A 22682-nucleotide genomic window follows, 5' to 3' on the forward strand; every position below is an offset into this window, starting at 1 on the left:
ACAAGCTCCTTGTAAGTCGCCCGACCCCGGGCGCCTGCCGGCCAGCCGGCGATTGCGTTTATTTACGGGAAAAGTGCACTACCAGCTTATCGCCGATGATCTGCAGAACCTGAACCAGCACGATCAGCAGCACCACGGTGACCGACATCACATCATCCTGGAAACGCTGGTAGCCATAACGAATGGCCAGGTCGCCCAGGCCCCCCGCACCCACCACGCCGGCCATGGCGGTATAGCCGACCAGGGCGATGGCGGTGACGGTGATGGCCGCGATGATGCCCGGACGGGCTTCTGGCAGCAGGGCGTTCATGATGATCTGCCGGGTCGTGGCGCCCATGGCCTGGGTCGCCTCGATGATGCCCCGGTCCACTTCGCGCAGTGCGGTTTCCACCAGGCGGGCGAAGAAGGTCGAGGCTCCCACCACCAGCGGCGGGATCGCGCCAGCCACTCCCAGGGAGGTGCCGGTGATCAGGATGGTGGTGGGGATCATCACAATCAGCAGGATGATGAATGGCAACGAGCGTATGGCGTTGACCACGAAGCCCAGCACCGAATACACGGCTTTCTGTTCCAGCAGCTGCTTGGGGCTGCACAGGAACAGCAGGACCCCCAGCGGCAAGCCCACCAGTACGGTGAAAAACAGGGATGTGCTGAGCATGATCATGGTGTCGCTGGTGGCGATGCCGATGTCGACCCAGTCGATATTGTCGAAGTAACTCAGTAGTCCTTCCATTAGCGCAGCACCTCCATGTGGACGTCCGCCGCGGCGAAGCGGGCGAAGGCCGCTTCCATGTCGCCGCCGGAGATGGCCAGGGTCAATTGCCCGTAAGGGGTGTCTTTGATGCGGTCGATGCGTCCGGCAAGGATGCTGTAGTCGACCCCCGTCTCCCGGGCCACGGTGCCCAGCAGCGGTGCATAGGTGGACTCGCCCTGGAAGGTCAGGCGCACGATGCGTCCCGGTACATGGGCGAAGTCATCGCGCTGTTCGTTCTCGTCGATCTGTTCGTCTTCCTGGACGAAGCGCTTGGTGGTCGGGTGCTTGGGATGCAGGAACACCTGGGCCACATCGCCTTGCTCGACGATCATGCCGGCGTCCATCACCGCCACCTGGTCGCAGACGCGACGGATCACGTCCATCTCGTGGGTGATCAGGACGATGGTCAGCTTCAGCTCGCGGTTGATCTCGGCCAGCAGTTGCAGGACCGAGGCCGTGGTCTGTGGGTCCAGGGCGCTGGTGGCCTCGTCGCACAGCAGGATCTTGGGCTTGGTGGCCAGGGCGCGGGCGATGCCGACGCGCTGCTTCTGGCCGCCGGACAGCTGCGCCGGGTACTTGCGGGCATGGTCGGCCAGGCCCACGCGGGCCAGCAGTTCGGTGACGCGCTGGTCGATCTCGGTCCGCGACAGCTCGCCGGAGAGCTGCAGCGGCAGGGCCACGTTATCGGCCACGGTCTTGGAGGCCAGCAGGTTGAAGTGCTGGAAGATCATCCCGACCTGCTGGCGGAAGCGGCGCAGGCCGCCGGCGTCCAGCGCGGTGATTTCCTCGTTGTCGACGATGATCCTGCCGCCGCTGGGGTTTTCCAGGCGGTTGATCAGGCGTAGCAGGGTGCTCTTGCCCGCGCCGGAGTGACCGATCAGGCCGAAGACCTGGCCAGCCTCGACCCGAAGACTGGTCGGGTGCAGCGCGGGAATATCCCTACCGGCGACCCGGTAGGTTTTATGGACGTTTTGAAACTCGATCACGTAGCGAACCTTGTGAGGCGCGTTAGAAAGGGGTCAGCGGTTAGCCGGGCGCGCATTTTAGCCTGTCCGTATAGAGGTTCTTAGCATTTATTTCGTAATCATCCTGCCATTTGGCAATAACGCGATCAAAGGTCATAAAAAAGGAACGCTCGCGGCGACTCCCCAGTCACTACCTAAGCCACTCGAAAGCGCCCAGGTGCCGTGCCTCGGCGCATCCGCCCGCGAAGTCCTGGCACGCCAGGGATTTCGCCAACGAGGAGTATGTGTCTGATGAGTACCAAGAAAACCACCAGCCCGAACAGCCAGGCCGCGGGAACCGACACCCTGGACCGGGGCAACAGCAACGCCAAGCTCGAGAGCCTGGAGCGGTTTCGCAGCGATGCCACCGGGCAGGCCCTGCGCACCAACCAGGGAGTGAAGATCGCCGATAACCAGAACACCCTGAAAGCCGGTGCTCGCGGCCCTTCGCTGCTCGAAGACTTCATCATGCGGGAGAAGATCACCCACTTCGACCACGAGCGGATTCCCGAGCGTATCGTCCATGCCCGAGGCACTGGCGCCCATGGTTATTTCCAGAGTTATGCCGACCATTCGGCGCTGACCAAGGCCGGTTTCCTGCGTGATCCGGGGAAAAAAACCCCCGTGTTCGTGCGCTTTTCCACGGTCCAGGGGCCGAGAGGCTCCGGCGATACCGTGCGTGACGTGCGCGGCTTTGCGGTGAAGTTCTTCACCGACGAGGGCAACTTCGACCTGGTGGGCAACAACATGCCGGTGTTCTTCATCCAGGACGCGATCAAGTTCCCCGACTTCGTGCATGCGGTGAAGCCCGAGCCGCACAACGAGATGCCCACCGGCGGTTCGGCCCACGACACCTTCTGGGACTTCGTCTCGCTGGTGCCGGAGTCGGCGCACATGGTCATCTGGGCCATGTCCGACCGGGCGATTCCCAAGAGCCTGCGCAGCATGCAGGGTTTTGGCGTGCACAGCTTCCGCTTGATCAACGCCGAAGGACGCTCGCACTTCGTCAAGTTCCACTGGCATCCATCGGTGGGCACTTGCTCGCTGCTCTGGGACGAGGCGCAGAAGCTGGCGGGCAAGGACACCGATTTCCACCGCCGTGATCTCTGGGAGGCCATCGAGATCGGCGACTACCCGGAATGGGAGCTGGGCGTGCAGGTCATCGCCGAGGAAGACGAGCACAAGTTCGAGTTCGACATCCTCGATCCGACCAAGCTGATTCCTGAAGAGCTGGTGCCCATCACGCCGCTGGGCAAGATGGTGCTCAATCGCAACCCGGACAACTTCTTCGCCGAGACCGAGCAGGTGGCGTTCTGTCCTGGGCATATCGTGCCCGGCATCGACTTTTCCAATGACCCATTGCTGCAGGGCCGGCTGTTTTCCTACACCGATACCCAGATCAGCCGCCTGGGCGGGCCCAACTTCCACGAGCTGCCGATCAACCGGCCGGTAGCGCCGTTCCACAATAGCCAGCGCGACGCCATGCATCGTTCCACCATCGACAAGGGGCGGGCTTCCTACGAGCCCAACTCGATCGACGGCGGCTGGCCCAGGGAGACCCCGCCGGCACCGGAGAACGGCGGTTTCGAGAGCTACAACGAGCGCATCGATGCGCACAAGATCCGCCAGCGCAGCGAGTCCTTCAGCGACCACTTCTCCCAGGCGCGGCTGTTCTACAACAGCATGAGCAAGCATGAACAGGAGCACATCATCGCCGCCTACAGCTTCGAGCTGGGCAAGGTCGATCGGCCGCAGATCCGCGAGCGGCAGGTGCAGCAGATCCTGGCCAATATCGACCTGCGGCTGGCCAAGCGCGTGGCCGAGAACCTCGGCCTGAAGGCTCCGGCCAAGGGCACTGTGGCCGAGCGCAAGGTGTCGCTGTCGCGCTCGCCTGCCCTGAGCCAGGCCAACCTGTTGTCGGGGGATATCAAGACTCGCAAGGTCGCGGTGCTGGTGGCCAATGGCGTCGACGGCGCGGCAATCGCCGCACTGCAAAAGGCGCTCAAGGCCGAAGGTGCCCATGCCAAGCTGTTGGGGCCGACCTCGGCTGCGGTGACGACCGCCCAAGGCAAGGCATTGGCAGTGGATGCGTCGATGGAGGGGTTGCCGTCGGTGGCGTTTGACGCGGTGTTCGTGCCGGGTGGCGCCCAGTCGATCAAGGCCCTGGCGGGCGATGGAGTCGCCCTGCACTACCTGCTCGAGGCCTATCGGCACCTGAAGGCCATCGCCTTGCATGGCGAAGCCCGGGAGTTGTTGCAGGTACTTGGGTTGGAGGTGGACGAGGGCTTGATCGTCGGTGGCGATGCCAAGGCCCTGAAAGCGTTCTTCGCCGCTATCGCCCAGCATCGGGTGTGGAGTCGCGAACCCAGGGCCAGGGCGATCCCGGCCTGAGGTGGTTGCCGGCAGCCTGCGGGCTGCCGGCCACGGTCATTTCGCCTGGCGTGGGGTCAAGACCATTTGCGCCGGCACATGGCGCACGATATGCCGGCTGATCTTCTGCTGAAAGTCGGGGTCGAGCTTCTTCACCCGCTTGCCCAGCAGGGTCGAGAGCCAGGGGTAGTCTTCGCGGCGCGGTACCTGGATGGTCACATCGCACTGGTAATTCACCACATCCGCGGCCAAGGCATCGAGCTGCCGGCGCAGCTTGCGAATGTCGGTGACGTTCAGGGCGATGGTGGTGCTGGGCGCCGAGGGGTCGATCAACTTGGCGGCAGGGCGTGCTTCAGCAGCCTTCAGCGCGGCCTCGGCCTTGTCCAGCTCGGCTTTGCGGGCGTGGGCGATGGCGCTGTTGACCCCGCCGGTCAGCGCCGGCGCCTTGGGCATCAGCGCCCGGGCACGGCTCAAGGCAGTGGCCGCGGCATTCACATCGCCTTTTTGCAGGACGATCTGGCTGCGTTGCAGATAGGCCTCGGCCAGCTGGCGCTGGTACTGCACCAATTGCGGATCGTCCGGCGTTTGCCCCTGCATCGCCGCGAGCTGGTCCTCGGCGGTCGCCAGTTCGTTGCTGGCGATGCTTTGCTGCAGCTGTGCGATGGCCGTGGCCCGCGCATCGGGGACCTCGGTGGCCGCCGGTGGCGTGCTTTGGCAGGCTCCCAGCAGCAGGGAAAATGCGACAAGGAGCAGATAACGGGAGGCGAACGGCTTCATTCCTGCGACTCTCTAATTGCGCAAAAAGCGAGCAAGTCTACACCCCTCGACGGGGCAGAACAAAACTCAGCAGAAACAGTGCGGCCGCCGTGACCACGATCGACGGCCCGGCCGGGGTGTCCTTGAACCAGGACAACGCCAGCCCGCCGCCCACGGCCAGCATGCCCAGCAGGCTGGCGCCAAGGGCCATCTGCTCCGGCGAGCGGGCGTGACGCTGTGCCGCAGCGGCCGGGATGATCAGCAGGGAGGTGATCAGCAGCACCCCGACGATCTTCATCGCCACGGCGATCACCACCGCGATCAGCAGCATCAAGGTCATGCGCAGCGAGGCCACGGGTAGCCCTTCGACCTTGGCCAGTTCCTCGTGCACGGTGATGGCCAGCAATGGCCGCCACAGCGCCACCAGCAGCAACAGTACAGCGGCGCTGCCGCCGAGGATCCAGGCCAGGTCGCCGGGGCTGATCGCCAGCAAGTCGCCGAACAGGTAGGCCATCAGGTCGATGCGCACCTCATGCATGAAGCTTAGTACCACCAGGCCCAGGGAAAGGGTGCTGGGTGCAAGAATTCCCAGCAGTGTGTCGGATGCCAGGGGCTGGCGCTGTTGCAGGGTGACCAGCAGCACCGCCAGCAACAGGCAGCCGACGGTGACCGCCACCGCCGGGCTGACATCCAGCAGGAACCCCAGGGCGACGCCCAGCAGCGCGGCATGGGACAGGGTGTCGCCGAAATAGGCCATGCGCCGCCAGACCACGAAGGAGCCCAGGGGGCCGGCGACCAGTGCCAGGGACAAACCTGCGAGCAGGGCGTACAGCAGGAAATCAGCCATGCTTGCAGTTTTCTCCGTGGACATGGGGCTGGACCACCACCGAGCCGTGCAGGTCGTGGGCGTGGTCATGATGATGGTGGTAGATCGCCAGGCTCGGTGCGTTCTTGCCGAACAGCTCGACGAAGGCCGGATCGCCACTGACCTGCTCCGGGTGCCCGGAGCAGCAGACATGGCGGTTGAGGCAGACCACCTGGTCGGTGGTGCTCATCACTAGGTGCAGGTCGTGGGAGACCATCAGCACGCCGCAGCCATGGCGGTCGCGCAGGCGGGTGATCAGGCTGTAGAGCTCGGCCTGGCCGGCCACGTCGACACCCTGAACCGGCTCGTCGAGGACCAGCAGCTCAGGCTCGCGCAGCAGCGCCCGGGCCAGCAGCACGCGCTGCATCTCGCCGCCGGAAATGCTTTGCACCGGGCTGTCGATCACCTGCTCGGCGCCCACTTCCTTGAGTGCCGCCAGGGCCCGGGCGCGGTCTACCCCGGGTACCAGGCGCAGAAAGCGCAGCACTGACAGCGGCAGGGTCGGGTCGACATGGAGCTTTTGCGGCATGTAGCCCACCCGCAGCCGGGGCTTGCGCCAGACGCTGCCGGTATCGGGCTTGAGCAGGCCGAGCACGGCACGCACCAGGGTGGTCTTGCCGGCGCCATTGGGGCCGATCAGGGTGACGATCTGCCCGGGTTCGACACTGAGCTGGATGTTGTCCAGCACCGGCTGCCCGGCAAAGGTCACCCCGACCTGCTCGAGGCGGATCAATGCAGTGCTCATCAAGCCCCCTGGCAGCCCGAGCAGAGTCCGACCACTTCCACGGTCTGGCCTTCGACCACGAAGCCGACCTCGCGGGCGCTGCCGATGATCGCGTCGCTGATGGATTTCTGCTCGAGCTCGATGGCCGCGTGGCATTCGCGGCAGATCAGGAACTGGCCCTGGTGGGCGTGTTCCGGGTGGTTGCAGCCGACGAAGGCGTTGAGCGAGGCGATGCGGTGCACCAGGCCGTTTTCCAGGAGGAAGTCCAACGCCCGATAGACGGTCGGCGGCGCGGCGCGGCGGCCATCCTGCTCGCTGAGTACCGCCAGGATGTCATAGGCGCCCAGGGGCTTGTGGCTTTGCCAGACCAGCTCCAGCACCCGCCGGCGCAGGGCGGTCAGGCGCAGTCCCTGCCGCGTGCACAGGGCATCGGCCTCAGACAGTGCGTTGTGCACGCAGTGAGAGTGGTCGTGTGGTCGGCTGGCGAGGGGTGTTTTAGGCATGAGCGGCGACGAGGTTGGTGAGAGACGTTATTATGTTACCCGTTATCGCCTCTTCGAGTGTCCATCGTGCCCCGACTTTTTCGTCTTTTTGTCGCTTTTACCTTCAGCTTGTTCGCGATCGGCTCGGCCCAGGCCGAGGTCCGGGTGTTGACCAGCATCAAGCCGCTGCAATTGATCGCCGCGGCCGTGCAGGACGGCGTGGCGATTCCCGAAGTGTTGCTGCCGCCGGGGGCCTCGCCGCACAACTATGCGTTGCGCCCATCCGATGTGCGCAAGGTGCAGAGCGTGGATCTCTTGTACTGGATCGGCCCGGACATGGAAGGCTTCCTGCCGCGTGTCTTGAAGGGCCGCAACCTGCCCTCGGTGGCGGTACAGGACCTACCAGGCATGAAGCTGCGGCATTTTGCCGAAGACAGCCACTCCCACGCCGAGGAGGCCGACGAGCATGACCACGATCATCGCCCTGGCACCCTGGACGCCCACCTCTGGTTGTCGCCGGTCAACGCCCGGGTGATCGCCACTCGCATGGCGGCCGACCTGAGCGCCGCCGACCCGGCCAACGCCGCGCGCTACCAGGACAACCTGAAAGCCTTCAGCGAGCGCCTGGACGCCCTGGATACCCGCTTGAAGGCGCGCCTGGCTGGCATCGCCGGCAAGCCGTATTTCGTCTTCCATGAAGCCTTCGACTATTTCGAAGACGCCTATGGCCTCAAGCACACCGGGGTGTTCAGCGTCGCTGCCGAGGTGCAACCGGGGGCCCAGCACGTCGCGGCCATGCGCGCACGCCTGCAGCAGGTGGGCAAGACTTGCGTGTTCAGCGAGCCGCCCCTGCGTCCGCGCCTGGCAGAAACCCTGGTGGCCGGGCTGCCGGTGAAGCTGGCCGAGCTGGATGCCCTGGGTGGTTATACCCCGGCCTCCGCGACAGGCTATGAACAGGTGCTGGAGAAACTCGGCAACGACCTGGCCGGTTGCCTGGAGCAGCTGTAACCGGGTTTCCTGCACAGGTTTCATTCTTCGCGGGCCAGTCCGCTCCTGCTCGTTCATGGCAGGGGCGGCTGGCCCGTGAAGCGTTTCAGAGGGCGAACGGCAGGGCCACGCTGACCTGCTGGCGCTGGGCCAGGTAGCGCTGGAACTCCATTGGATCGTGGATCAGTACGTCCTGGCCGGCGAAGGTCTCGGCGGCGATCAGGCGCGACAGCCAGAAGCGCACGCAGGCCACCCGCAGGATGGTTGGCCACAGCTCGGCCTCGGCGGCGGTGAATGGCCGCAGGGCCGCATAGGCACCCAGCAGGGCCCGGGCACGCTGGCCGTCGAGTACCCCTTGGGCATCGGAGCACCAGTCGTTCAGGGCGATGGCCACGTCATACAGCATCGGTCCCGAGCAGGCGTTGTAGAAGTCGATCAGGCCGGTCAGGTGGGTGCCTTCGAACATGGCGTTGTCGCGGAACAGGTCGGCGTGGATGTTGGCCCGCGGCAGGGCGAGGATCCTGGCTCTCTGTTCGACGATCTCTTGCAGCGCACGGTGCAGCAGGTCCTGGGCGGTACTGTCCAGGCGCGGCAGCAGCTTGGCGCCCTCTTCCTGCATCCAGTCCAGGCCACGATCGGTCTTGCGCTTGATCATGTTGTCCTTGGTGGCCACGTGCAGGTGGCCCAGCAGCTCGCCGACCTGGACGCAGTGCTGGGCGTTGGCCTGCTTGATGTGCTTGCCGGCCAGGCGCGGTTGCAGCAATGCCGGCTTGCCCGCCAGTTCCCGCAGGGCGATGCCGTCGGTGGTGCGCAGCGCGTAGGGCACCGGCAGGTCGGCTTCGTGCAGTACGTCCAGCAGTTCGATGAAGAACGGCATTTCCTGGACCGGACCACGCTCGACCAGGGTCAGGACGAACTCGCCCTGTTCCAGGCTGATGAAGAAGTTGGTGTTTTCGCTACCAGCGGCAATCCCCTGGAAGTCAAGCAGGCGGCCGAGCCCGTACGGGGCGAGAAAGGTTTCCAGCTCGGGCCGAGCCAGGGGGGTGAACACAGACATGGTTGAGAACTGCCAGTACCGGCGCCGCTATCGAGACGGCGCCATTGAGTTGAAATGGGAGTGGCTTACCACTCGAAGATTTTCCACGAAGGGATCAGCATATCCGGCTGGTCCGAACGGATGAAGTTGCCGTCGGAGCCATCGGCGCGCACCAGGAAGTAGGGCTTGCCACCTTTTGGCGTGACCTTGATCGCATACAGGAAGCCATTTTGCCGGTATTCCTGGATGGTCTTGTCGCCTTCCGTGCGAATGGTTACTTCCGGGTCGGCCGAAGGGGCGTCTTCCGCGGCGATCGCTGCCATGGAGGAGACTGCAATCAAGCCGGCCAGCAGCAAGCGATTTAGTGTGCGCATGATAACCTTGTCCCTTTGTCGTCAACGGTCCCGCTATTCTAGCGCCGGACCCGCCCAAAAGGTTGATCCTACTCATGAGCCAAGCCCCCCTCATCCTGGTGGACGGTTCGTCCTACCTGTACCGCGCCTTTCATGCGCTGCCGCCGCTGACCACCTCCAAAGGCATGCCGACCGGCGCGGTCAAGGGCGTGCTGAACATGCTCAAGAGCTTGCGCAAACAGTATCCGCAAAGCCCCTTCGCCGTGGTGTTCGACGCCAAGGGCGGAACCTTCCGCGATGAAATGTACGCCGAGTACAAGGCCAACCGTCCGAGCATGCCGGACGACATGCGGGTGCAGATCGAACCCCTGCACGCCAGCGTGATCGCCCTGGGCTTCCCGCTGCTGTGCGTCGAGGGCGTGGAGGCCGACGACGTGATCGGCACCCTGGCCCGCAGCAGTTCGGCGGCGTCCCGGCCGGTGGTCATCTCCACCGGCGACAAGGACATGGCGCAGTTGGTGGATGGGCACATTACCCTGGTCAACACCATGTCCGGTAGCAGCATGGACGTGGAGGGCGTGAAGGAGAAATTCGGTGTCGCTCCCGAGCAGATCATCGATTACCTGGCGCTGATGGGCGACTCCTCCGACAACATTCCTGGTGTTCCGGGCATCGGTCCGAAGACCGCCTCGGGCTTGCTGGTGGGGGTCAACGGCGGCCTCAAGGAGCTCTACGAGCAACTCGATATCGTGCCTACCCTGCCGATTCGCGGGGCCAAGACCTTGCCGGCCAAGCTTGAAGAGCACAAGGAAATGGCGTTCCTTTCCTACCAGCTGGCTACCATCAAGGTCGACGTACCGCTGGAGGTGGGGCTGGATGACCTGCACCTGCGCGAGCCGGACCGCGAGAAGCTGGCAGAGCTCTACAGCCTGATGGAATTCAAGAGCTGGCTCGACGAGCTGCAGCGTGATGCCAAGCGTGTCGAACTCGATTTGGCTGCGGCTCCGGTCGCTGCTGAGCAACCCGCGGCCGAGCAGGCGCCGCTGGAATTGCAGTATGAAACCATCCTAGAGCAGGCGCGTTTCGATGCCTGGCTGCACAAGCTCAAGGGCGCCAAGCTGATCGCCTTCGACACCGAGACCACCGGCATCGATGCACAGCAGGCGCAACTGGTGGGCCTGTCCTTCGCGGTCCAGGCGGGCGAGGCGGCCTATGTCCCCCTGGCCCATAGCTACCTCGATGCACCGCAGCAGCTGGATCGCGACGCGGTGCTGCTAGCCCTGAAGCCGTTGCTGGAAGACCCGAAGCTGCTCAAGGTGGGCCAGCACGCCAAGTTCGACATGAACATCCTGGCCAATTGCGCCATCGGTGGCGACCCGGCCAATGGCATCAGCATGCGCGGCGTGGCCTTCGATACCATGCTCGAGTCCTATGTGCTCAATTCCACCGCCACCCGCCATGACATGGACAGCCTGGCGCAGAAGTACCTGGATCACACCACGGTGAGTTTCCAGGACATTGCCGGCAAGGGCGCCAAGCAGCTGACGTTCGACCAGATCCCGCTGGAGCAGGCCGGCCCCTACGCCGCCGAAGACGCCGACGTGACCCTGCGCCTGCACCAGGCCCTGTTCGAGAAACTCAGCGCCATTCCGAGCCTGGCCAGTGTGCTGACCGATATCGAGATGCCGCTGGTGCCGGTGTTGGCGCGCATCGAACGCCAGGGCGCGCTGGTGGATGACAAGCTGCTGGGCGTGCAGAGCATCGAGCTGGGCGACAAGATGGTGGCCCTGGAGCGTGAGGCCTTTGCGATCGCCGGCGAGGAGTTCAACCTGGGCTCACCCAAGCAGTTGGGCAGCATCCTCTATGACAAGCTGGGCCTGCCGGTGCTGAAGAAGACCGCCAAGGGCCAGCCATCCACCGCCGAAGAGGTCCTGGCCAAGCTGGCCGAGGACGACTACCCGCTACCCCGGGTGCTGATGCAGTACCGCTCCATGAGCAAGCTCAAGAGCACCTACACCGACCGCCTGCCGGAGCAGATCAACCCGCGTACCGGGCGGATCCACACCTCCTATCACCAGGCGGTGGCTTCCACCGGGCGCCTGTCGTCCAGCGACCCGAACCTGCAGAACATCCCGGTACGCACCGCCGAGGGCCGGCGTATCCGCCAGGCCTTCGTCGCTCCGGCCGGGTACAAGCTGCTGGCGGCGGACTACTCGCAGATCGAGCTGCGGATCATGGCCCACCTGTCCCAGGACGAAGGCCTGCTCAACGCTTTTCGCAACAACCAGGACGTACACACCGCCACGGCCGCGGAAGTGTTCAAGGTCGAGCTCGGGGAAGTTACTTCCGAGCAGCGCCGCAGTGCCAAGGCCATCAACTTCGGCCTGATCTACGGTATGGGCGCGCAAAAGCTGGGCAAGGACATCGGCGTCGAGACCAAGCAAGCCAAGGCCTATATCGACACCTACTTCGCCCGCTATCCGGGGGTGCGCGAGTACATGGACCGCACCCGCGCCCAGGCGGCCGACCAGGGGTATGTGGAGACCATCTTCGGCCGTCGCCTGTACCTGCCGGAGATCAACTCCAACAAGCCCCAGGAACGGGCGGGCGCCGAGCGCACCGCGATCAACGCGCCGATGCAAGGCACCGCCGCGGACATCATCAAGAAGGCCATGGTGGCGGTGGACAACTGGCTGCAGGCCTCTGGCCTGGATGCGAGGGTCATCCTCCAGGTGCACGACGAACTGGTCCTGGAAGTCCGCGAGGACCTGGTGGACCAGGTGCGTGAGGAAATTCGCGGTTACATGAGTGGCGCCGCGACCCTGGATGTACCGCTATTGGTAGAGGTCGGGGTGGGAAATAACTGGGATGAGGCCCATTAAGGGGACTTTTCACCGATTTTTGCCGCGGCATAGTGTCGCGGCAAAAATGCCTGAAACGCCATTAGCACGAAAAATTTCAGCACTTATCGCCAATAGTTTTTGTTCGCGGCCGGAACTAAATCGAGCAACGCCCACTCAGAGTTACTGAATGGCTGGTGAAGCCCTTCAATGCTCCTATGTTGTGTTAAGTGTTGGCAGATATCTGGACCCCGCCCTAGCGGTCTAGAACTTGAACCCCGAACTTCCCCCTCCCCATATGAAGTCCGGGGTTTTTTTTGCCTGAAAATTGCCTGCGTGGCGACCATGCTGCATTAAAAAGCGGCGGGAAATGCTCATTTAGGCTCCTAAACTCCGCTTTTGCACTCCACTTTTGCCCTGCTTGATCATCCCCCAGGCAATTTCCCCTACGTCCCTCAGGCCTCGATCTCGGCACCCTTGTCGGCCAACTCCAGCCATCTGGCCAGCATGGTGTAGGCCTCTTCCAGGCCCATGCGCTTGGGCGCGGAGAACAGCTGGATGGTGATGGCGTCGCCCCAGCCCTTGCGGATCTGCGACTGGACCTTGAGCAGGGTGTTCTTGGCTGCGCCGTAGGTCAGCTTGTCGGCCTTGGTCAGCAGGATATGCATCGGCATGCCGCTGGCTACGGCCCAATCCAGCATCAGGGTGTCGAAGTCGGTCATGGGGTGCCGGATATCCATCATCAGGATCAGCCCCTTGAGGCTCTCACGGCTGCCCAGGTAGGCCTCGAGGTGACGCTGCCAGTGCTGCTTGAGCGGGATCGGCACCTTGGCGTAGCCGTAGCCCGGCAGGTCGACCAAGCGGCGATCGTCGTCTAGCTTGAAGAAGTTCAACAACTGCGTGCGCCCCGGGGTCTTCGAGGTGCGTGCCAGGCTGGCGTGGGTCAGGGTGTTCAGGGCGCTGGACTTGCCGGCGTTGGAGCGCCCGGCGAAGGCCACTTCGAAGCCGGCGTCATCGGGACACTGGTCGACCTTGGCGGCGCTGAGCATGAAAGTGGACTGTTGGCACAGACCGAGGATGGGGTTCTTCAGTTGCATGGGATTTCCGAATAGGGGCGATGCCGAGGGTGGGTGCGGCGAGCGGTGTCGTTTCCGTTTCAGTAACGCCAGTATATAATGCCGCAGATTTTGTGTGCGCTTTGTCCCAGCGTAGGATGAAGCTCACGAGAGCGATAAACCTTGTATGCGCATTAGAACGCAGCACGCTCTCAACCCTGAAAAGGTCGTTTTATGACGAAATGGCTGCTGGCTACCGGTCTCTTGATGCCGCTTTACAGCGTGCAGGCTACACAGGATCCGGAAGCTGTGTACAACCGTGTTTGTGGGGCATGTCATTCCGGCCAACTACCCACGGCGCCCCGCAAGGGCGACCAGGAAGCTTGGGCGCCGAGGCTGGCGCAAGGTATGGAGACGCTGGTGCAACACGTGACCCAGGGTTTCAAGGCGATGCCGCCGCGTGGTTTGTGCATGGACTGCAGTGCCGAGGATTACCGAGCCATCATCCACTGGATGAGCGAGTGATCCCGGTCCATAACTCTTAACCCTTAGCCGTAGTTGGATTAGCTGATGAACAAATTACTCGTGAGTCTGCTGTTGACCCTGGGCATCACTGGTGTTGCCCATGCCGCAGGCGACGCTGCTGCCGGTCAGGCGAAAGCCGCAGTCTGTGGCGCATGCCACGGTCCTGATGGGAACAGCATGGCGCCAAACTTTCCCAAGCTGGCGGGTCAGGGGGAAAAGTACCTGGACAAGCAGCTGCACGATATCAAGTCCGGCAAGCGCCAAGTACTGGAAATGACCGGCCTGCTGACCAACCTGAGCGATCAGGACCTGGCCGACATCGCTGCCTACTTCGCCAGCCAGAAAGGCAGCGTCGGCGCCGCCGATCCCAAGGTCGTGGCCCGTGGCGAAGAGCTGTTCCGTGGCGGCAAGCTGGACCAGGGCATGCCTGCCTGCACCGGTTGCCACTCGCCCAATGGCGCGGGTAACGCAGCCGCCGGCTTCCCGCACCTGGGCGGCCAGCACGCTCAATACGTAGCCAAGCAGCTGACCGACTTCCGTGAAGGCGCCCGTACCAACGACGGCGACACCATGGTCATGCGCAGCATTGCCAGCAAGCTGAGCAACAAGGACATCGAAGCCGTGTCCAGCTACATTCAGGGCCTGCACTGAGGCCGCTATGATCAATTGCCGGCAGGTGCATGGCCACGGCAACGTTAATGATCGATTAATCTGACGGTGCAAGCATAAAGGGTGGCTCAGGCCGCCCTTTTTTATGGTGCCAGCCGCTACACTAGCGAACTCAAGCCCGCCATGATCTGTCTGAAATCAGGTCGCGCGAGGCGCCTAAATCGTCCAGGAGTAAAGCATGCGTAATCTGATCCTCAGCGCCGCTCTCGTTACCGCCAGCCTGTTTGGCGTGACCGCTCAAGCCGCCGAGCCGCTTGAAGCCGGTAAACAATATGTCGAGTTGAGCAGCGCCGTTCCGGTTGCCGTGCCTGGCAAGATCGAAGTGGTGGAGCTGTTCTGGTACGGCTGCCCACACTGCTATGCCTTCGAACCCACCATCAACCCATGGGTCGAGAAGCTCCCGGCCGACGTCAACTTCGTACGGATCCCGGCCATGTTCGGTGGCATCTGGAACGTTCACGGCCAGCTGTTCATCACCCTGGAAGCCATGGGTGTCGAGCACGACGTGCACAAGGCCGTTTTCGAGGCCATCCACGGCGGCAAGAAGCTCGCGACTCCTGAAGAGATGGCCGACTTCCTGGCTGGTGAAGGCGTCGACAAGGACAAGTTCCTCAGCACCTACAACTCCTTCGCCGTGAAGGGCAAGGTCGAGGACGCCAAGAAGAAGGCCCAGGCCTACCAGATCAGCGGCGTACCGACCATGGTGGTCAACGGCAAGTATCGCTTCGACCTGGGCACCTCCGGCGGTCCTGAGGGCGCGCTGAGCGTGGCCGACCAGCTGATCGCCAAAGAGCGCGCAGCCAAGTAAGCGCCGCCGCCATGCCGCGCTGGGGCTCGGAACGCGTCGTTGGCCTGCATGATCCGCAGGTCAACGAACACCATTTAGCGTCGACCGGCCTACCGGCTGACAGCCGCCTGCGCTTACTCAGTTTCAACATCCAGGTCGGCATCAGTACCGAACGCTATCGGCATTACCTCACCCGCGGCTGGCAGCACCTGTTGCCCCACAACGGCCGGGCGGACAACCTGCAGAAGATCGGCAGCCTGCTGGCGGATTTCGACCTGGTGGCCCTGCAGGAGGTCGATGGCGGCAGCCTGCGTTCGGGCTACGTCAATCAGGTGGAGCACCTGGCCCAGCTGGGTGCCTTTCCCTACTGGTACCAACAACTCAATCGCAACCTCGGACGCCTGGCCCAGCACAGCAACGGTGTGCTCAGCCGCATGCGTCCCTGGGCCATCGAAGACCACCCCCTGCCGGGCCCCAAGGGTCGCGGTGCGATCCTCCTGCGTTTTGGCGAAGGTCCGGAAGCGCTGGTGGTGGTGATGATGCACCTGGCGCTCGGCGCCCGGGCCAGGACCCGGCAACTGGCGTATATCCGCGAGTTGATCGGTGGCTACAAGCACCAGGTGCTGATGGGGGACATGAATACCCACGCCAGCGACCTGCTGGAACATTCCCCGCTGCGTGACCTCGGCCTGCTGGCGCCGCAATTGCAGGCGACCTTCCCTAGCTGGCGTCCGCAACGCTGCCTGGACCACATCCTGCTCAGCTCTGGCCTGGCGCTGGAGCGTGTCGAAGTCCTGGCCCAACCCATTTCCGATCACCTGCCGGTCGCGGTAGAGATTCGTCTGCCGGGTTCGCTCACGGCCGATGCATTGCCCGCGTTGAGTCCTGCCCCTCGCGGAACCGATGAATGAGCGACGACGCCCAACGCTGGAAAGAGAAATACCTCAAGAGCATCGAGCAACAGGAAAAGCTCGAGCGCCGTTGGGCTGCCCGCCTCGACTTGCTGCGCCGTGGCCTGGTGCGCAGCACCCTGGCGGCTGAAGGCACCGATCGCGCGGTCGACCAGTGCATGAAGGAAATGCGCGAGGTCGTGCGCACCGATGACATGGACGCCGGCCTTGCGGCCTTGATTCCGCGCCTGGAAAAAGCCGTGCTGGATTCCGAGCAGCGCCGGGAAACCCGCATCGACCAGATGAGCAGCGCCCTGACGGCCCTGGTCGCCCAGTTGCAGACCCTGCCCCTGCCCCGTGAAGTCAGCCGCCCGCTCAAGGCTTTCGCCAAGCAACTGGATGGCCGGGTCGGCCAGGCGCGGGAGATCCCATTATTGCTGGGCGAGTTGAGCGCCCTGCAGGGCAAGGCCCTGAGCCAGTTGGAAAACCCGGTGGAGCCGGGGCGCCCGAGCCTGTTGCAACGTTTGTTCGGGACGCGAGATGCCAATGGGGAAACCGCTCCCGCGAGCGAAGCCGTGGCGCCGCCGCTACCCGTTCCAGCACCGGAGCAGCAGCCTCGGCTTCAAGACGCTGTGGATGACATGGTGCCGGAGCATGAGCCAGCGCCAGCTCCCACTTCTGCTGCACCCGCAACCATTACCGCTACCCAGGTCCCCGCCGTCGCGGCAGAGGCACCGGCGCCGGCGGATATCCTGCCCGAGCCTGCCTTCGAGCCTGTCGCGAGTGTCGAGTCCAAGCCAGAGCCAGTTGCCGACACTGACGCCGAGGTTGCGGCCCAGGCTGCGGTGGCTGCCTTTGTGCCTCCGGTCCTGGTTCGGGAAGAGGCCGCACCACAACAAGCAGTGGAACCCCAGGCCCTGGCCCAGGAACCTGAAGCGGATGCAGCACCCGTGGCACCGGCAATCGAGGTGGCGCCTGAGCCGGTAGCCGAGGTTCAAGCCGGCATACCCGAGGCCAGCAATCCCGATGAGCTGCTGCCCATTCCCGCAGCGGCACTGCTCGACAGCCTGCCGTTGCCGGTGGCCATGGCCGAGGCCCTGGCGGCCATCGATCCCGAGCAGCCAGAGCAGGACGTGCTCTATGCCCTGCCGGACTCCCCCGAGCCGTCCTATAGCTCGGTGGCCAAGCACATCGAGCACACCCTGCTGGGCCTGCTCGATGACCTGAGCCTGCCGGAGCGGCACCGGCCCCAGGCCGAGGCCATGCGTGATCGCCTGCAACACGGGTTGAACTGGTACGAACTGCTGCCGATCCTCGATGATCTGGCGGTGTTGATGCTGGCCATCACCGACTCCGGCCAGCATGAGTTCGAGGATTACCTCAAGCAGCTCAACGAGCGCCTGGAGGCCTTCCAGAGCAACCTGCAGGCTGCCAGCGACGGGCATGCGGACATCAGTTCGGCAGCACGGGCCATGGACTCGCAGATCCGCGAGCAAGTCGATGGCCTGCAAAGCAGCATGCAGGAAGCGGCGGACCTGGATGACCTCAAGCAGGTTCTGGAAAGCCATCTGGAAGGCCTGCTGGGCACCATGGACCAGCACCAGAAGCAACGCGACGAGCGCGAGAAGGACATGGCCACCCGCCTGCAAAGCCTGGCGGCACGAGTGTCGAGCATGGAGCAGGAAGCCCAGGGTTATCGCGAGCACCTGGAAGAGCAGCGGCAGAAGGCCCTGGTCGACCCGCTGACTGGCCTGCCCAACCGTGCGGCCTGGAGCGAGCGTCTGGAGCATGAGGTGAGCCAATGGCAACGCCATGGCAATAGCCTGTTGCTGGCAATGCTCGACCTGGATCACTTCAAGCGGATCAACGACAGCTATGGCCACCTGGCGGGCGACAAGGTGCTCAAGATCATCGCCAACGTGCTGCGCAAGCGCCTGCGTGGTACCGACTTCATCGCCCGTTTCGGCGGCGAGGAGTTTGTCCTGCTGATGCCCGACACTCCATGGGCAGCGGGAACGCGTCTGGTGGAAACCCTGCGTGCGGCGATCGAGGCCTGCCCGTTTCACTTCAAGGGTGAGCCGGTGACGGTCACGGTTTCCATCGGCTTGAGCGCCTTCAAGGCCGGAGATCGCAGCGATCTGGTGATCAAAAGAGCCGATCAGGCGCTGTACCGGGCCAAGGATGCCGGTCGCAACCGGGTCGAGGCCGGCTGAGACGCCAGTTGCCTGCCGGCCCCGGCGTCGCAGTTTTGCCCATGATAGGCGGAGCAGTACGTTACACTGTTGCATTAATGTCCCAGGCGTACTGTTCCCAGCCATGAAATTCCTTGCCCTTGCCTTCTGCTCCCTGTTGATGCTCGCCGGCTGCGCCAGCGGCCCGCGTATCGACACCAGCCATCCCTCGGTCAACTACGACCAGCGTGCCCAGTTCATCATCGTCCACTACACCTCGGCGTCCATGGAGCGCTCCCTGGCCCTGCTGACCCATGGCCAGGTCAGCAGCCACTACCTGATCGGCGACGACAAGTCCGCCACCATCTACAAGCTGGTGGACGAGCAATACCGCGCCTGGCATGCCGGCGAGAGCCAGTGGCAAGGCCGGACCTGGCTCAACTCCAGCTCCATCGGCATCGAGATCGTCAACCCGGGCTTTCGCGATGGCCCCAATGGGCGCCTGTGGTACCCCTACAGCGAGGCGCAGATCCAGAACCTGATCGTGCTGCTCAAGGACATCAGCAAGCGCAACAACATTTCCCCGCGACACATCATCGGCCACAGTGATATCGCGCCGCTGCGCAAGCTCGACCCGGGCCCGCTGTTTCCCTGGAAGCGCCTGGCCGAGGCTGGCCTGGGCCTGTGGCCCGATGCCCAGGCCGTGGCACGCCAGCAAGCGTTCTATGGAGCCAGCCTGCCGAGCATCAGCTGGTTCCAGCAACAGTTGGCGCGCCTGGGTTACGCCACCCCGCAGACCGGCGAGCTGGACGTGACCACCCGGCATGTCCTGGCGGCCTTCCAGATGCACTACCGGCCAGGTCGTTTCGATGGCACCCCGGACGCCGAGAGCGCAGCGATCTTGCAGGTCCTCAACCAGACAAAATAATGACGCCGCCGGACGGTCCGCGCCGATTGCCCAATCAGTTGCTATAACTCATTGGTAATCCTTCGGATGTTCCATGATGCCGGCCGCCCGCGAGACCCCGCGCACCTGGTTCCATCGCCCCTGGTTGCTGGCGATGCTGGCGGCTGTCCTGAGCGCGGCGGTGCTGATGCTGGGCAGCGTTGGGGTGGCCATGCACGAGGTCCAGCAGCGCGAAAGCGAGCAGATGAACGCCCAGGGCCGGCGCTTCCTGGAGCGCCTGGAGCAGCTCTTCCGGCAACTGCGCGAGGGCCTGGATACTCTTGAGGGGCAGCCGCTGCGCGGGTGCAGCGCGGACATGGTTGCGGTGCTGCAACAGGTCAGCTTCAACTATCGCTTCATCTATGAAGCGGCCTACATGGATGCCGACCAGACCTGCTCCAACTGGCCCCGGCAAAACCTTGCGACTTCTCCCCGACCGGCGGATATCCGCGGGCCCACCTACAGCTACTGGCTCAATACCTCGGCCCAGCCCAACGAAAACCTGGCGGCGCTGATGCTCGGCCGGGGCAATTTCCGCGTGGCCACCTCGCGCGGGCACCTGACCGACGTGGTCGACCTGCCGTCCGGTGGCAGCCTGATGGTGGTGGTCGACCACGGCGCCCGGGCCATACCGGTACTGGGCCAGGCCCGTTCCTGGCCGCCGGAGCAACCCTGGCAGGATGATCGCAGCCGACCGTTGCAGGTGACCCGCGACTTGTTGGTGTACCGCATGCCGACCCGCAATCCCGAATACCAACTGGTGCTGATCACGCCACGGGCCAGCATGCAGGCCGAGTTGCTCGATGGCTGGTGGTGGCTGCTGCCGACCAGCCTGCTGCTGGCGCTGTTCATCGGCGCCCTGGTGTATCAGTTGGCGCGCCAGCGCCAGTCCCTGGGTGCCGAATTGCAGGGGGCCTTGCGTCGTAACGAACTGCAGGTGCTGTACCAGCCGATCTTCGATCTCAACAGCCGGTTGTGCGTGGGTGCCGAGGCTCTGCTGCGCTGGCGGCGTCCGGACGGCACCTTGACCAGCCCCGAACTGTTCATCCCCCTGGCGGAAAACACCGGGCAGATCCGCCAGATCACCGATTTCGTCCTGCAACGCCTGCTGGAGCAACTGGGACATGTGCTGCGGGCCAATCCGCAACTGTATATCTCGGTCAACCTGGCGGCCTGTGACGTGATGGTGCCGCGTGTCGGTCGGGTCATGGCCAGGCTGCTGGCGTTGCACCGGGTCGCGGCGCGGCAGATAGCCTTCGAGGTGACCGAGCGTGGGCTGATCGACGTGGTAGTGGCGCGCAACAACCTGCAAGCCCTGCGGGATGTCGGGCACAAGGTGCTGATCGATGACTTCGGCACGGGATACTGCAGCCTGGCCTACTTGCAGAACCTGCCGGTGGATTGCCTGAAGATCGACAAGGCGTTCGTCGACGCCCTCGGCCACGATGCCGCCAGCAGCGGCGTGGCCCCGCACATCATCCGCATGGCCCATGCCCTGAAGCTCAAGGTGATCGCCGAAGGCATCGAATGCGAGGACCAGGCCGTGCTGCTGAGCAGCGAAGGCGTCAACTTCGGCCAAGGCTGGCTGTTCGCCCATGCCCTGAGCGCCTTGCAGTTCACCGAGTTGATTACCCGTGGCCGACGCCTGGTGGCCAGGCGCCTGGACGATGAAGCCTGAACCCTAGAGCGGCAGGGCCAGGTAGAACTGGGTGCCCTGCCCGGGCCGCGAGTAAACGCCCATGCGCCCGCCATGGAGCTGGACGATTTCCTTGCACAACGCCAGCCCCAGGCCGGCGCCGCCCTTCTTGCGTCCCACCTGGACGAAAGGTTCGAAGATCCGCCCCTGCTGGCCATAGGCGATGCCTTCGCCGTTGTCCTCGACGCTGACGATCACCCGTTCGCCGTGGCGTCGGGCCTGCAGGCGGATCTGCCCGCCGCGGGCGGTGTGGCGCAAGGCGTTGTCCACCAAGTTGTCCAGTACCCGTTCCAGTTGCGGGCGGTCGGCATGCAGGCGCGGCAGCGGCGCCTGGATCTCCAGCAGCAGCGCGATGTCCTGTTGTTGCGCCTGCTCGCTGAAGCGCCCCTGGGTCTGTTCCAGCAACTCGTCCAGGGAGCAGGGCGCGAGGGTCAGCTTTTGCAGGCCGTTCTGGTAGCGGGAGAAGTTCAGCAGGTCGTTGATCAGTTGCATCAGGCGCTGCATTTCTTCGTTGACGGTATTGAGCAGATCGGTTTCCCGGGACTCCTCGGCAAAGTGCAGGCGTTCCTGGAGCAGTCCGAAGGCCATGTGCATGCCGGTGACCGGGGTGCGCAGCTCATGGGAGGCGCGCAGCACGAACTCGCTGCGCACACGCTCGAAGGCCCGCTGCTCGGTGACATCGTGCAGCACCATCACCGCTCCGAGGATATGCCCCTGGGTATGGCACACCGGGGTCAGGCTGTAGGTCAGCAGGCGGGCTTCGCCGTCGACCTCGATATCCAGGTCCTCCGGTGCCCGCTCCAGGTTGCCGCCGCGCAGCACCAGTTGCAGCTGCTCGTCCAGCTCCGGGCGTTGCAAGGCGCTTCCCAGGCCCTGGCCAAGGCGCTCCTGGTCCCAGCCGAGCTGGCGCTGGGCCACCGGGTTGAGGTGCTCCAGCCGGCCCTGGCGGTCGATCATCAGCAAGCCGTCGTCGATGCTGTCGAGCACGGCCTGCAGGCGTTGCTGGCCGGCCAGCAGTTCATCGACATTGGTTGCCTGATGTTGGCGCAGGACTTCGGCCATGATCCCGAAGCGCCGGGTCAGCAGGTTCATTTCCGCCGGGCCGGAGATCGGCAGGGTAACGTCGAAATTGCCCTGGCTGATCTTGTCCGCCGCCTTGGCCAGGGCCTCGATCGGGCCGCCGAAGCGCCGGGCGATGGAGTGGGCGGTAATGAAACCGATGATCAGCACCGCCAGACCTACCAGCCCCAGCAGGCCGGCCACCAGCAGCGCCCGGCCACGGGTCTGGTGCTCCACTTCGCTGATGTTGTCCAGGGCGCGCTTGTGTTCGTTGATCAGGCCCCCGCGCAGGGTATTGAAGCGCTCGGTCAGCTCGTTGTTGTTGCTCAGGCTGGAGGTGCTGTGTTCGAAAGCCTCGAAGAAGCTGACATAGTCGCTGCGCGCCTGCTGGAAGCCACTCTGTCCCTTCTGTTGCTGTTCATGGGCGATGCCCTGGTCGAGCAATTCCAGGTAGTGCTGCCGGGAGGCTTGCAGAGCCGCGGGATCGGGCTTGTTGCTGAGCATGAGGATCAGCTGGTCGCCGAGGGTCTGGCGCAGCTTGAGCCCCAGGTCCAGGGTGATGAAGTTGTTGCGGATCAGCGATTCCTGGGTACTGGCCATCTGCATCACGCTGACCAGCCCCAGCACCAGACCGAGCAAGGCCACGGTGATCAGGGCGGAGATGCTGAGAAACAGCCGGGTCCGCAGTTTTATCGCGAGCTTCATGGGGTCCC

The 22682-nt window shown here is 64.1% G+C and carries 20 protein-coding genes; 10 read left to right on the plus strand and 10 right to left on the minus strand.

All coding sequences use genetic code 11. The features are described 5' to 3' along the window. Window positions 1-58: 58 nt before the first annotated feature. The gene (locus tag C4K40_RS00390) at window positions 59-733 is read right to left on the minus strand and encodes a methionine ABC transporter permease (RefSeq protein WP_022642269.1); all 675 of its coding nucleotides are present in this window, start codon (window positions 731-733) and stop codon (window positions 59-61) included. Next, complete coding sequence (locus C4K40_RS00395) at window positions 733-1740, minus strand: methionine ABC transporter ATP-binding protein (protein ID WP_022642270.1); 1008 nt, start codon at window positions 1738-1740, stop codon at window positions 733-735. Before C4K40_RS00395 ends, C4K40_RS00390 begins: the two co-directional genes overlap by 1 nt. Window positions 1741-1953: 213 nt before the next feature. Here C4K40_RS00395 and katE point away from each other — a divergent pair, with 213 nt between their 5' ends. After that, the gene (katE, locus tag C4K40_RS00400; protein WP_256224274.1) at window positions 1954-4149 is read left to right on the plus strand and encodes a catalase HPII; all 2196 of its coding nucleotides are present in this window, start codon (window positions 1954-1956) and stop codon (window positions 4147-4149) included. Window positions 4150-4185: 36 nt separating this feature from the next. Here katE and C4K40_RS00405 read toward each other — a convergent pair whose 3' ends face one another. From C4K40_RS00405 to zur, 4 genes are read right to left on the minus strand one after another with little or no spacing between them, the layout of a single operon-like run. Beyond that, a complete protein-coding gene (locus C4K40_RS00405; RefSeq protein WP_053137911.1) occupies window positions 4186-4905 on the minus strand; it encodes a PA5502 family lipoprotein in 720 nt (239 codons plus the stop codon). 37 nt (window positions 4906-4942) lie between these two features. Beyond that, window positions 4943-5731 carry a zinc ABC transporter permease subunit ZnuB gene (gene znuB, locus C4K40_RS00410; protein WP_022642273.1) on the minus strand — a complete coding sequence of 263 codons (789 nt, stop codon included), beginning with the start codon at window positions 5729-5731 and terminating at the stop codon, window positions 4943-4945. After that, on the minus strand, window positions 5724-6494 hold the full coding sequence (gene znuC / locus C4K40_RS00415; protein WP_022642274.1) for a zinc ABC transporter ATP-binding protein ZnuC: 771 nt from the start codon (window positions 6492-6494) through the stop codon (window positions 5724-5726). Before znuC ends, znuB begins: the two co-directional genes overlap by 8 nt. After that, a complete protein-coding gene (zur, locus tag C4K40_RS00420) occupies window positions 6494-6976 on the minus strand; it encodes a zinc uptake transcriptional repressor Zur (protein WP_031320873.1) in 483 nt (160 codons plus the stop codon). Before zur ends, znuC begins: the two co-directional genes overlap by 1 nt. A 66-nt stretch (window positions 6977-7042) precedes the next feature. Here zur and C4K40_RS00425 point away from each other — a divergent pair, with 66 nt between their 5' ends. Next, a complete protein-coding gene (locus C4K40_RS00425) occupies window positions 7043-7963 on the plus strand; it encodes a zinc ABC transporter substrate-binding protein ZnuA (RefSeq protein WP_053137964.1) in 921 nt (306 codons plus the stop codon). An 85-nt stretch (window positions 7964-8048) separates the two neighbouring features. Here the strand turns inward: C4K40_RS00425 and C4K40_RS00430 are convergent, their stop codons facing one another. Beyond that, window positions 8049-8999, minus strand: a complete 951-nt coding sequence (locus tag C4K40_RS00430; protein WP_053137914.1) for a homoserine kinase — start codon at window positions 8997-8999, stop codon at window positions 8049-8051. 65 nt (window positions 9000-9064) lie between these two features. Then, window positions 9065-9352, minus strand: coding sequence for a DUF2782 domain-containing protein (locus C4K40_RS00435; RefSeq protein ID WP_031320877.1), 288 nt, complete (start codon window positions 9350-9352; stop codon window positions 9065-9067). A gap of 74 nt (window positions 9353-9426) precedes the next feature. Here C4K40_RS00435 and polA point away from each other — a divergent pair, with 74 nt between their 5' ends. After that, on the plus strand, window positions 9427-12213 hold the full coding sequence (gene polA, locus C4K40_RS00440) for a DNA polymerase I (RefSeq protein WP_022642279.1): 2787 nt from the start codon (window positions 9427-9429) through the stop codon (window positions 12211-12213). A 413-nt stretch (window positions 12214-12626) separates the two neighbouring features. Here polA and yihA read toward each other — a convergent pair whose 3' ends face one another. After that, complete coding sequence (yihA, locus tag C4K40_RS00445) at window positions 12627-13268, minus strand: ribosome biogenesis GTP-binding protein YihA/YsxC (RefSeq protein WP_053137917.1); 642 nt, start codon at window positions 13266-13268, stop codon at window positions 12627-12629. A 192-nt stretch (window positions 13269-13460) separates the two neighbouring features. On the opposite strand from yihA, the gene C4K40_RS00450 reads away from it, so the two are divergent. From C4K40_RS00450 to C4K40_RS00480, 7 genes are all read left to right on the plus strand, one after another. Then, a complete protein-coding gene (locus C4K40_RS00450; protein WP_031320879.1) occupies window positions 13461-13751 on the plus strand; it encodes a cytochrome c5 family protein in 291 nt (96 codons plus the stop codon). Between the two features lie 45 nt (window positions 13752-13796). Next, the gene (locus tag C4K40_RS00455) at window positions 13797-14402 is read left to right on the plus strand and encodes a cytochrome c (RefSeq protein WP_022642281.1); all 606 of its coding nucleotides are present in this window, start codon (window positions 13797-13799) and stop codon (window positions 14400-14402) included. Between the two features lie 196 nt (window positions 14403-14598). Further along, complete coding sequence (locus C4K40_RS00460) at window positions 14599-15228, plus strand: thiol:disulfide interchange protein DsbA/DsbL (RefSeq protein WP_022642282.1); 630 nt, start codon at window positions 14599-14601, stop codon at window positions 15226-15228. 11 nt (window positions 15229-15239) lie between these two features. Beyond that, window positions 15240-16118 carry an endonuclease/exonuclease/phosphatase family protein gene (locus C4K40_RS00465; RefSeq protein WP_053137920.1) on the plus strand — a complete coding sequence of 293 codons (879 nt, stop codon included), beginning with the start codon at window positions 15240-15242 and terminating at the stop codon, window positions 16116-16118. Beyond that, a complete protein-coding gene (locus tag C4K40_RS00470; protein WP_053137924.1) occupies window positions 16115-18310 on the plus strand; it encodes a diguanylate cyclase in 2196 nt (731 codons plus the stop codon). The genes C4K40_RS00465 and C4K40_RS00470 overlap by 4 nt, the downstream gene beginning before the upstream one ends. A 103-nt stretch (window positions 18311-18413) precedes the next feature. After that, entirely contained in the window at window positions 18414-19196 is a 783-nt protein-coding gene (locus tag C4K40_RS00475; RefSeq protein ID WP_053137927.1) for an N-acetylmuramoyl-L-alanine amidase, read from the plus strand. A gap of 76 nt (window positions 19197-19272) precedes the next feature. Beyond that, window positions 19273-20892, plus strand: coding sequence for an EAL domain-containing protein (locus C4K40_RS00480; RefSeq protein ID WP_031321042.1), 1620 nt, complete (start codon window positions 19273-19275; stop codon window positions 20890-20892). 3 nt (window positions 20893-20895) lie between these two features. On the opposite strand, the gene C4K40_RS00485 is transcribed toward C4K40_RS00480, so the two are convergent. After that, window positions 20896-22674 (minus strand): KinB sensor domain-containing domain, encoded by a 1779-nt coding sequence (locus tag C4K40_RS00485; protein ID WP_022642716.1) that lies wholly within the window; start codon window positions 22672-22674, stop codon window positions 20896-20898. Between the last annotated feature and the right edge of the window lie 8 nt (window positions 22675-22682).

Source organism: Pseudomonas sp. CMR5c, assembly GCF_003850545.1.
In the GTDB taxonomy this organism is placed as follows: Bacteria; Pseudomonadota; Gammaproteobacteria; order Pseudomonadales; family Pseudomonadaceae; genus Aquipseudomonas; species Aquipseudomonas piscis.

Excerpts from the sequence above, each read along its gene's own strand:
- C4K40_RS00455 (WP_022642281.1), top strand. The coding sequence starts at position 13,797 with ATGAACAAATTACTCGTGAGTCTGCTGTTGACCCTGGGCATCACTGGT.
- znuC (WP_022642274.1), bottom strand. The coding sequence starts at position 6,494 with ATGAGCACTGCATTGATCCGCCTCGAGCAGGTCGGGGTGACCTTTGCC.
- C4K40_RS00430 (WP_053137914.1), bottom strand. The coding sequence starts at position 8,999 with ATGTCTGTGTTCACCCCCCTGGCTCGGCCCGAGCTGGAAACCTTTCTC.
- C4K40_RS00470 (WP_053137924.1), top strand. The coding sequence starts at position 16,115 with ATGAGCGACGACGCCCAACGCTGGAAAGAGAAATACCTCAAGAGCATC.
- znuB (WP_022642273.1), bottom strand. The coding sequence starts at position 5,731 with ATGGCTGATTTCCTGCTGTACGCCCTGCTCGCAGGTTTGTCCCTGGCA.
- C4K40_RS00390 (WP_022642269.1), bottom strand. The coding sequence starts at position 733 with ATGGAAGGACTACTGAGTTACTTCGACAATATCGACTGGGTCGACATC.
- C4K40_RS00475 (WP_053137927.1), top strand. The coding sequence starts at position 18,414 with ATGAAATTCCTTGCCCTTGCCTTCTGCTCCCTGTTGATGCTCGCCGGC.
- zur (WP_031320873.1), bottom strand. The coding sequence starts at position 6,976 with ATGCCTAAAACACCCCTCGCCAGCCGACCACACGACCACTCTCACTGC.
- C4K40_RS00450 (WP_031320879.1), top strand. The coding sequence starts at position 13,461 with ATGACGAAATGGCTGCTGGCTACCGGTCTCTTGATGCCGCTTTACAGC.
- C4K40_RS00465 (WP_053137920.1), top strand. The coding sequence starts at position 15,240 with ATGCCGCGCTGGGGCTCGGAACGCGTCGTTGGCCTGCATGATCCGCAG.
- C4K40_RS00460 (WP_022642282.1), top strand. The coding sequence starts at position 14,599 with ATGCGTAATCTGATCCTCAGCGCCGCTCTCGTTACCGCCAGCCTGTTT.
- yihA (WP_053137917.1), bottom strand. The coding sequence starts at position 13,268 with ATGCAACTGAAGAACCCCATCCTCGGTCTGTGCCAACAGTCCACTTTC.
- C4K40_RS00405 (WP_053137911.1), bottom strand. The coding sequence starts at position 4,905 with ATGAAGCCGTTCGCCTCCCGTTATCTGCTCCTTGTCGCATTTTCCCTG.
- C4K40_RS00480 (WP_031321042.1), top strand. The coding sequence starts at position 19,273 with ATGCCGGCCGCCCGCGAGACCCCGCGCACCTGGTTCCATCGCCCCTGG.
- polA (WP_022642279.1), top strand. The coding sequence starts at position 9,427 with ATGAGCCAAGCCCCCCTCATCCTGGTGGACGGTTCGTCCTACCTGTAC.
- C4K40_RS00435 (WP_031320877.1), bottom strand. The coding sequence starts at position 9,352 with ATGCGCACACTAAATCGCTTGCTGCTGGCCGGCTTGATTGCAGTCTCC.
- C4K40_RS00485 (WP_022642716.1), bottom strand. The coding sequence starts at position 22,674 with ATGAAGCTCGCGATAAAACTGCGGACCCGGCTGTTTCTCAGCATCTCC.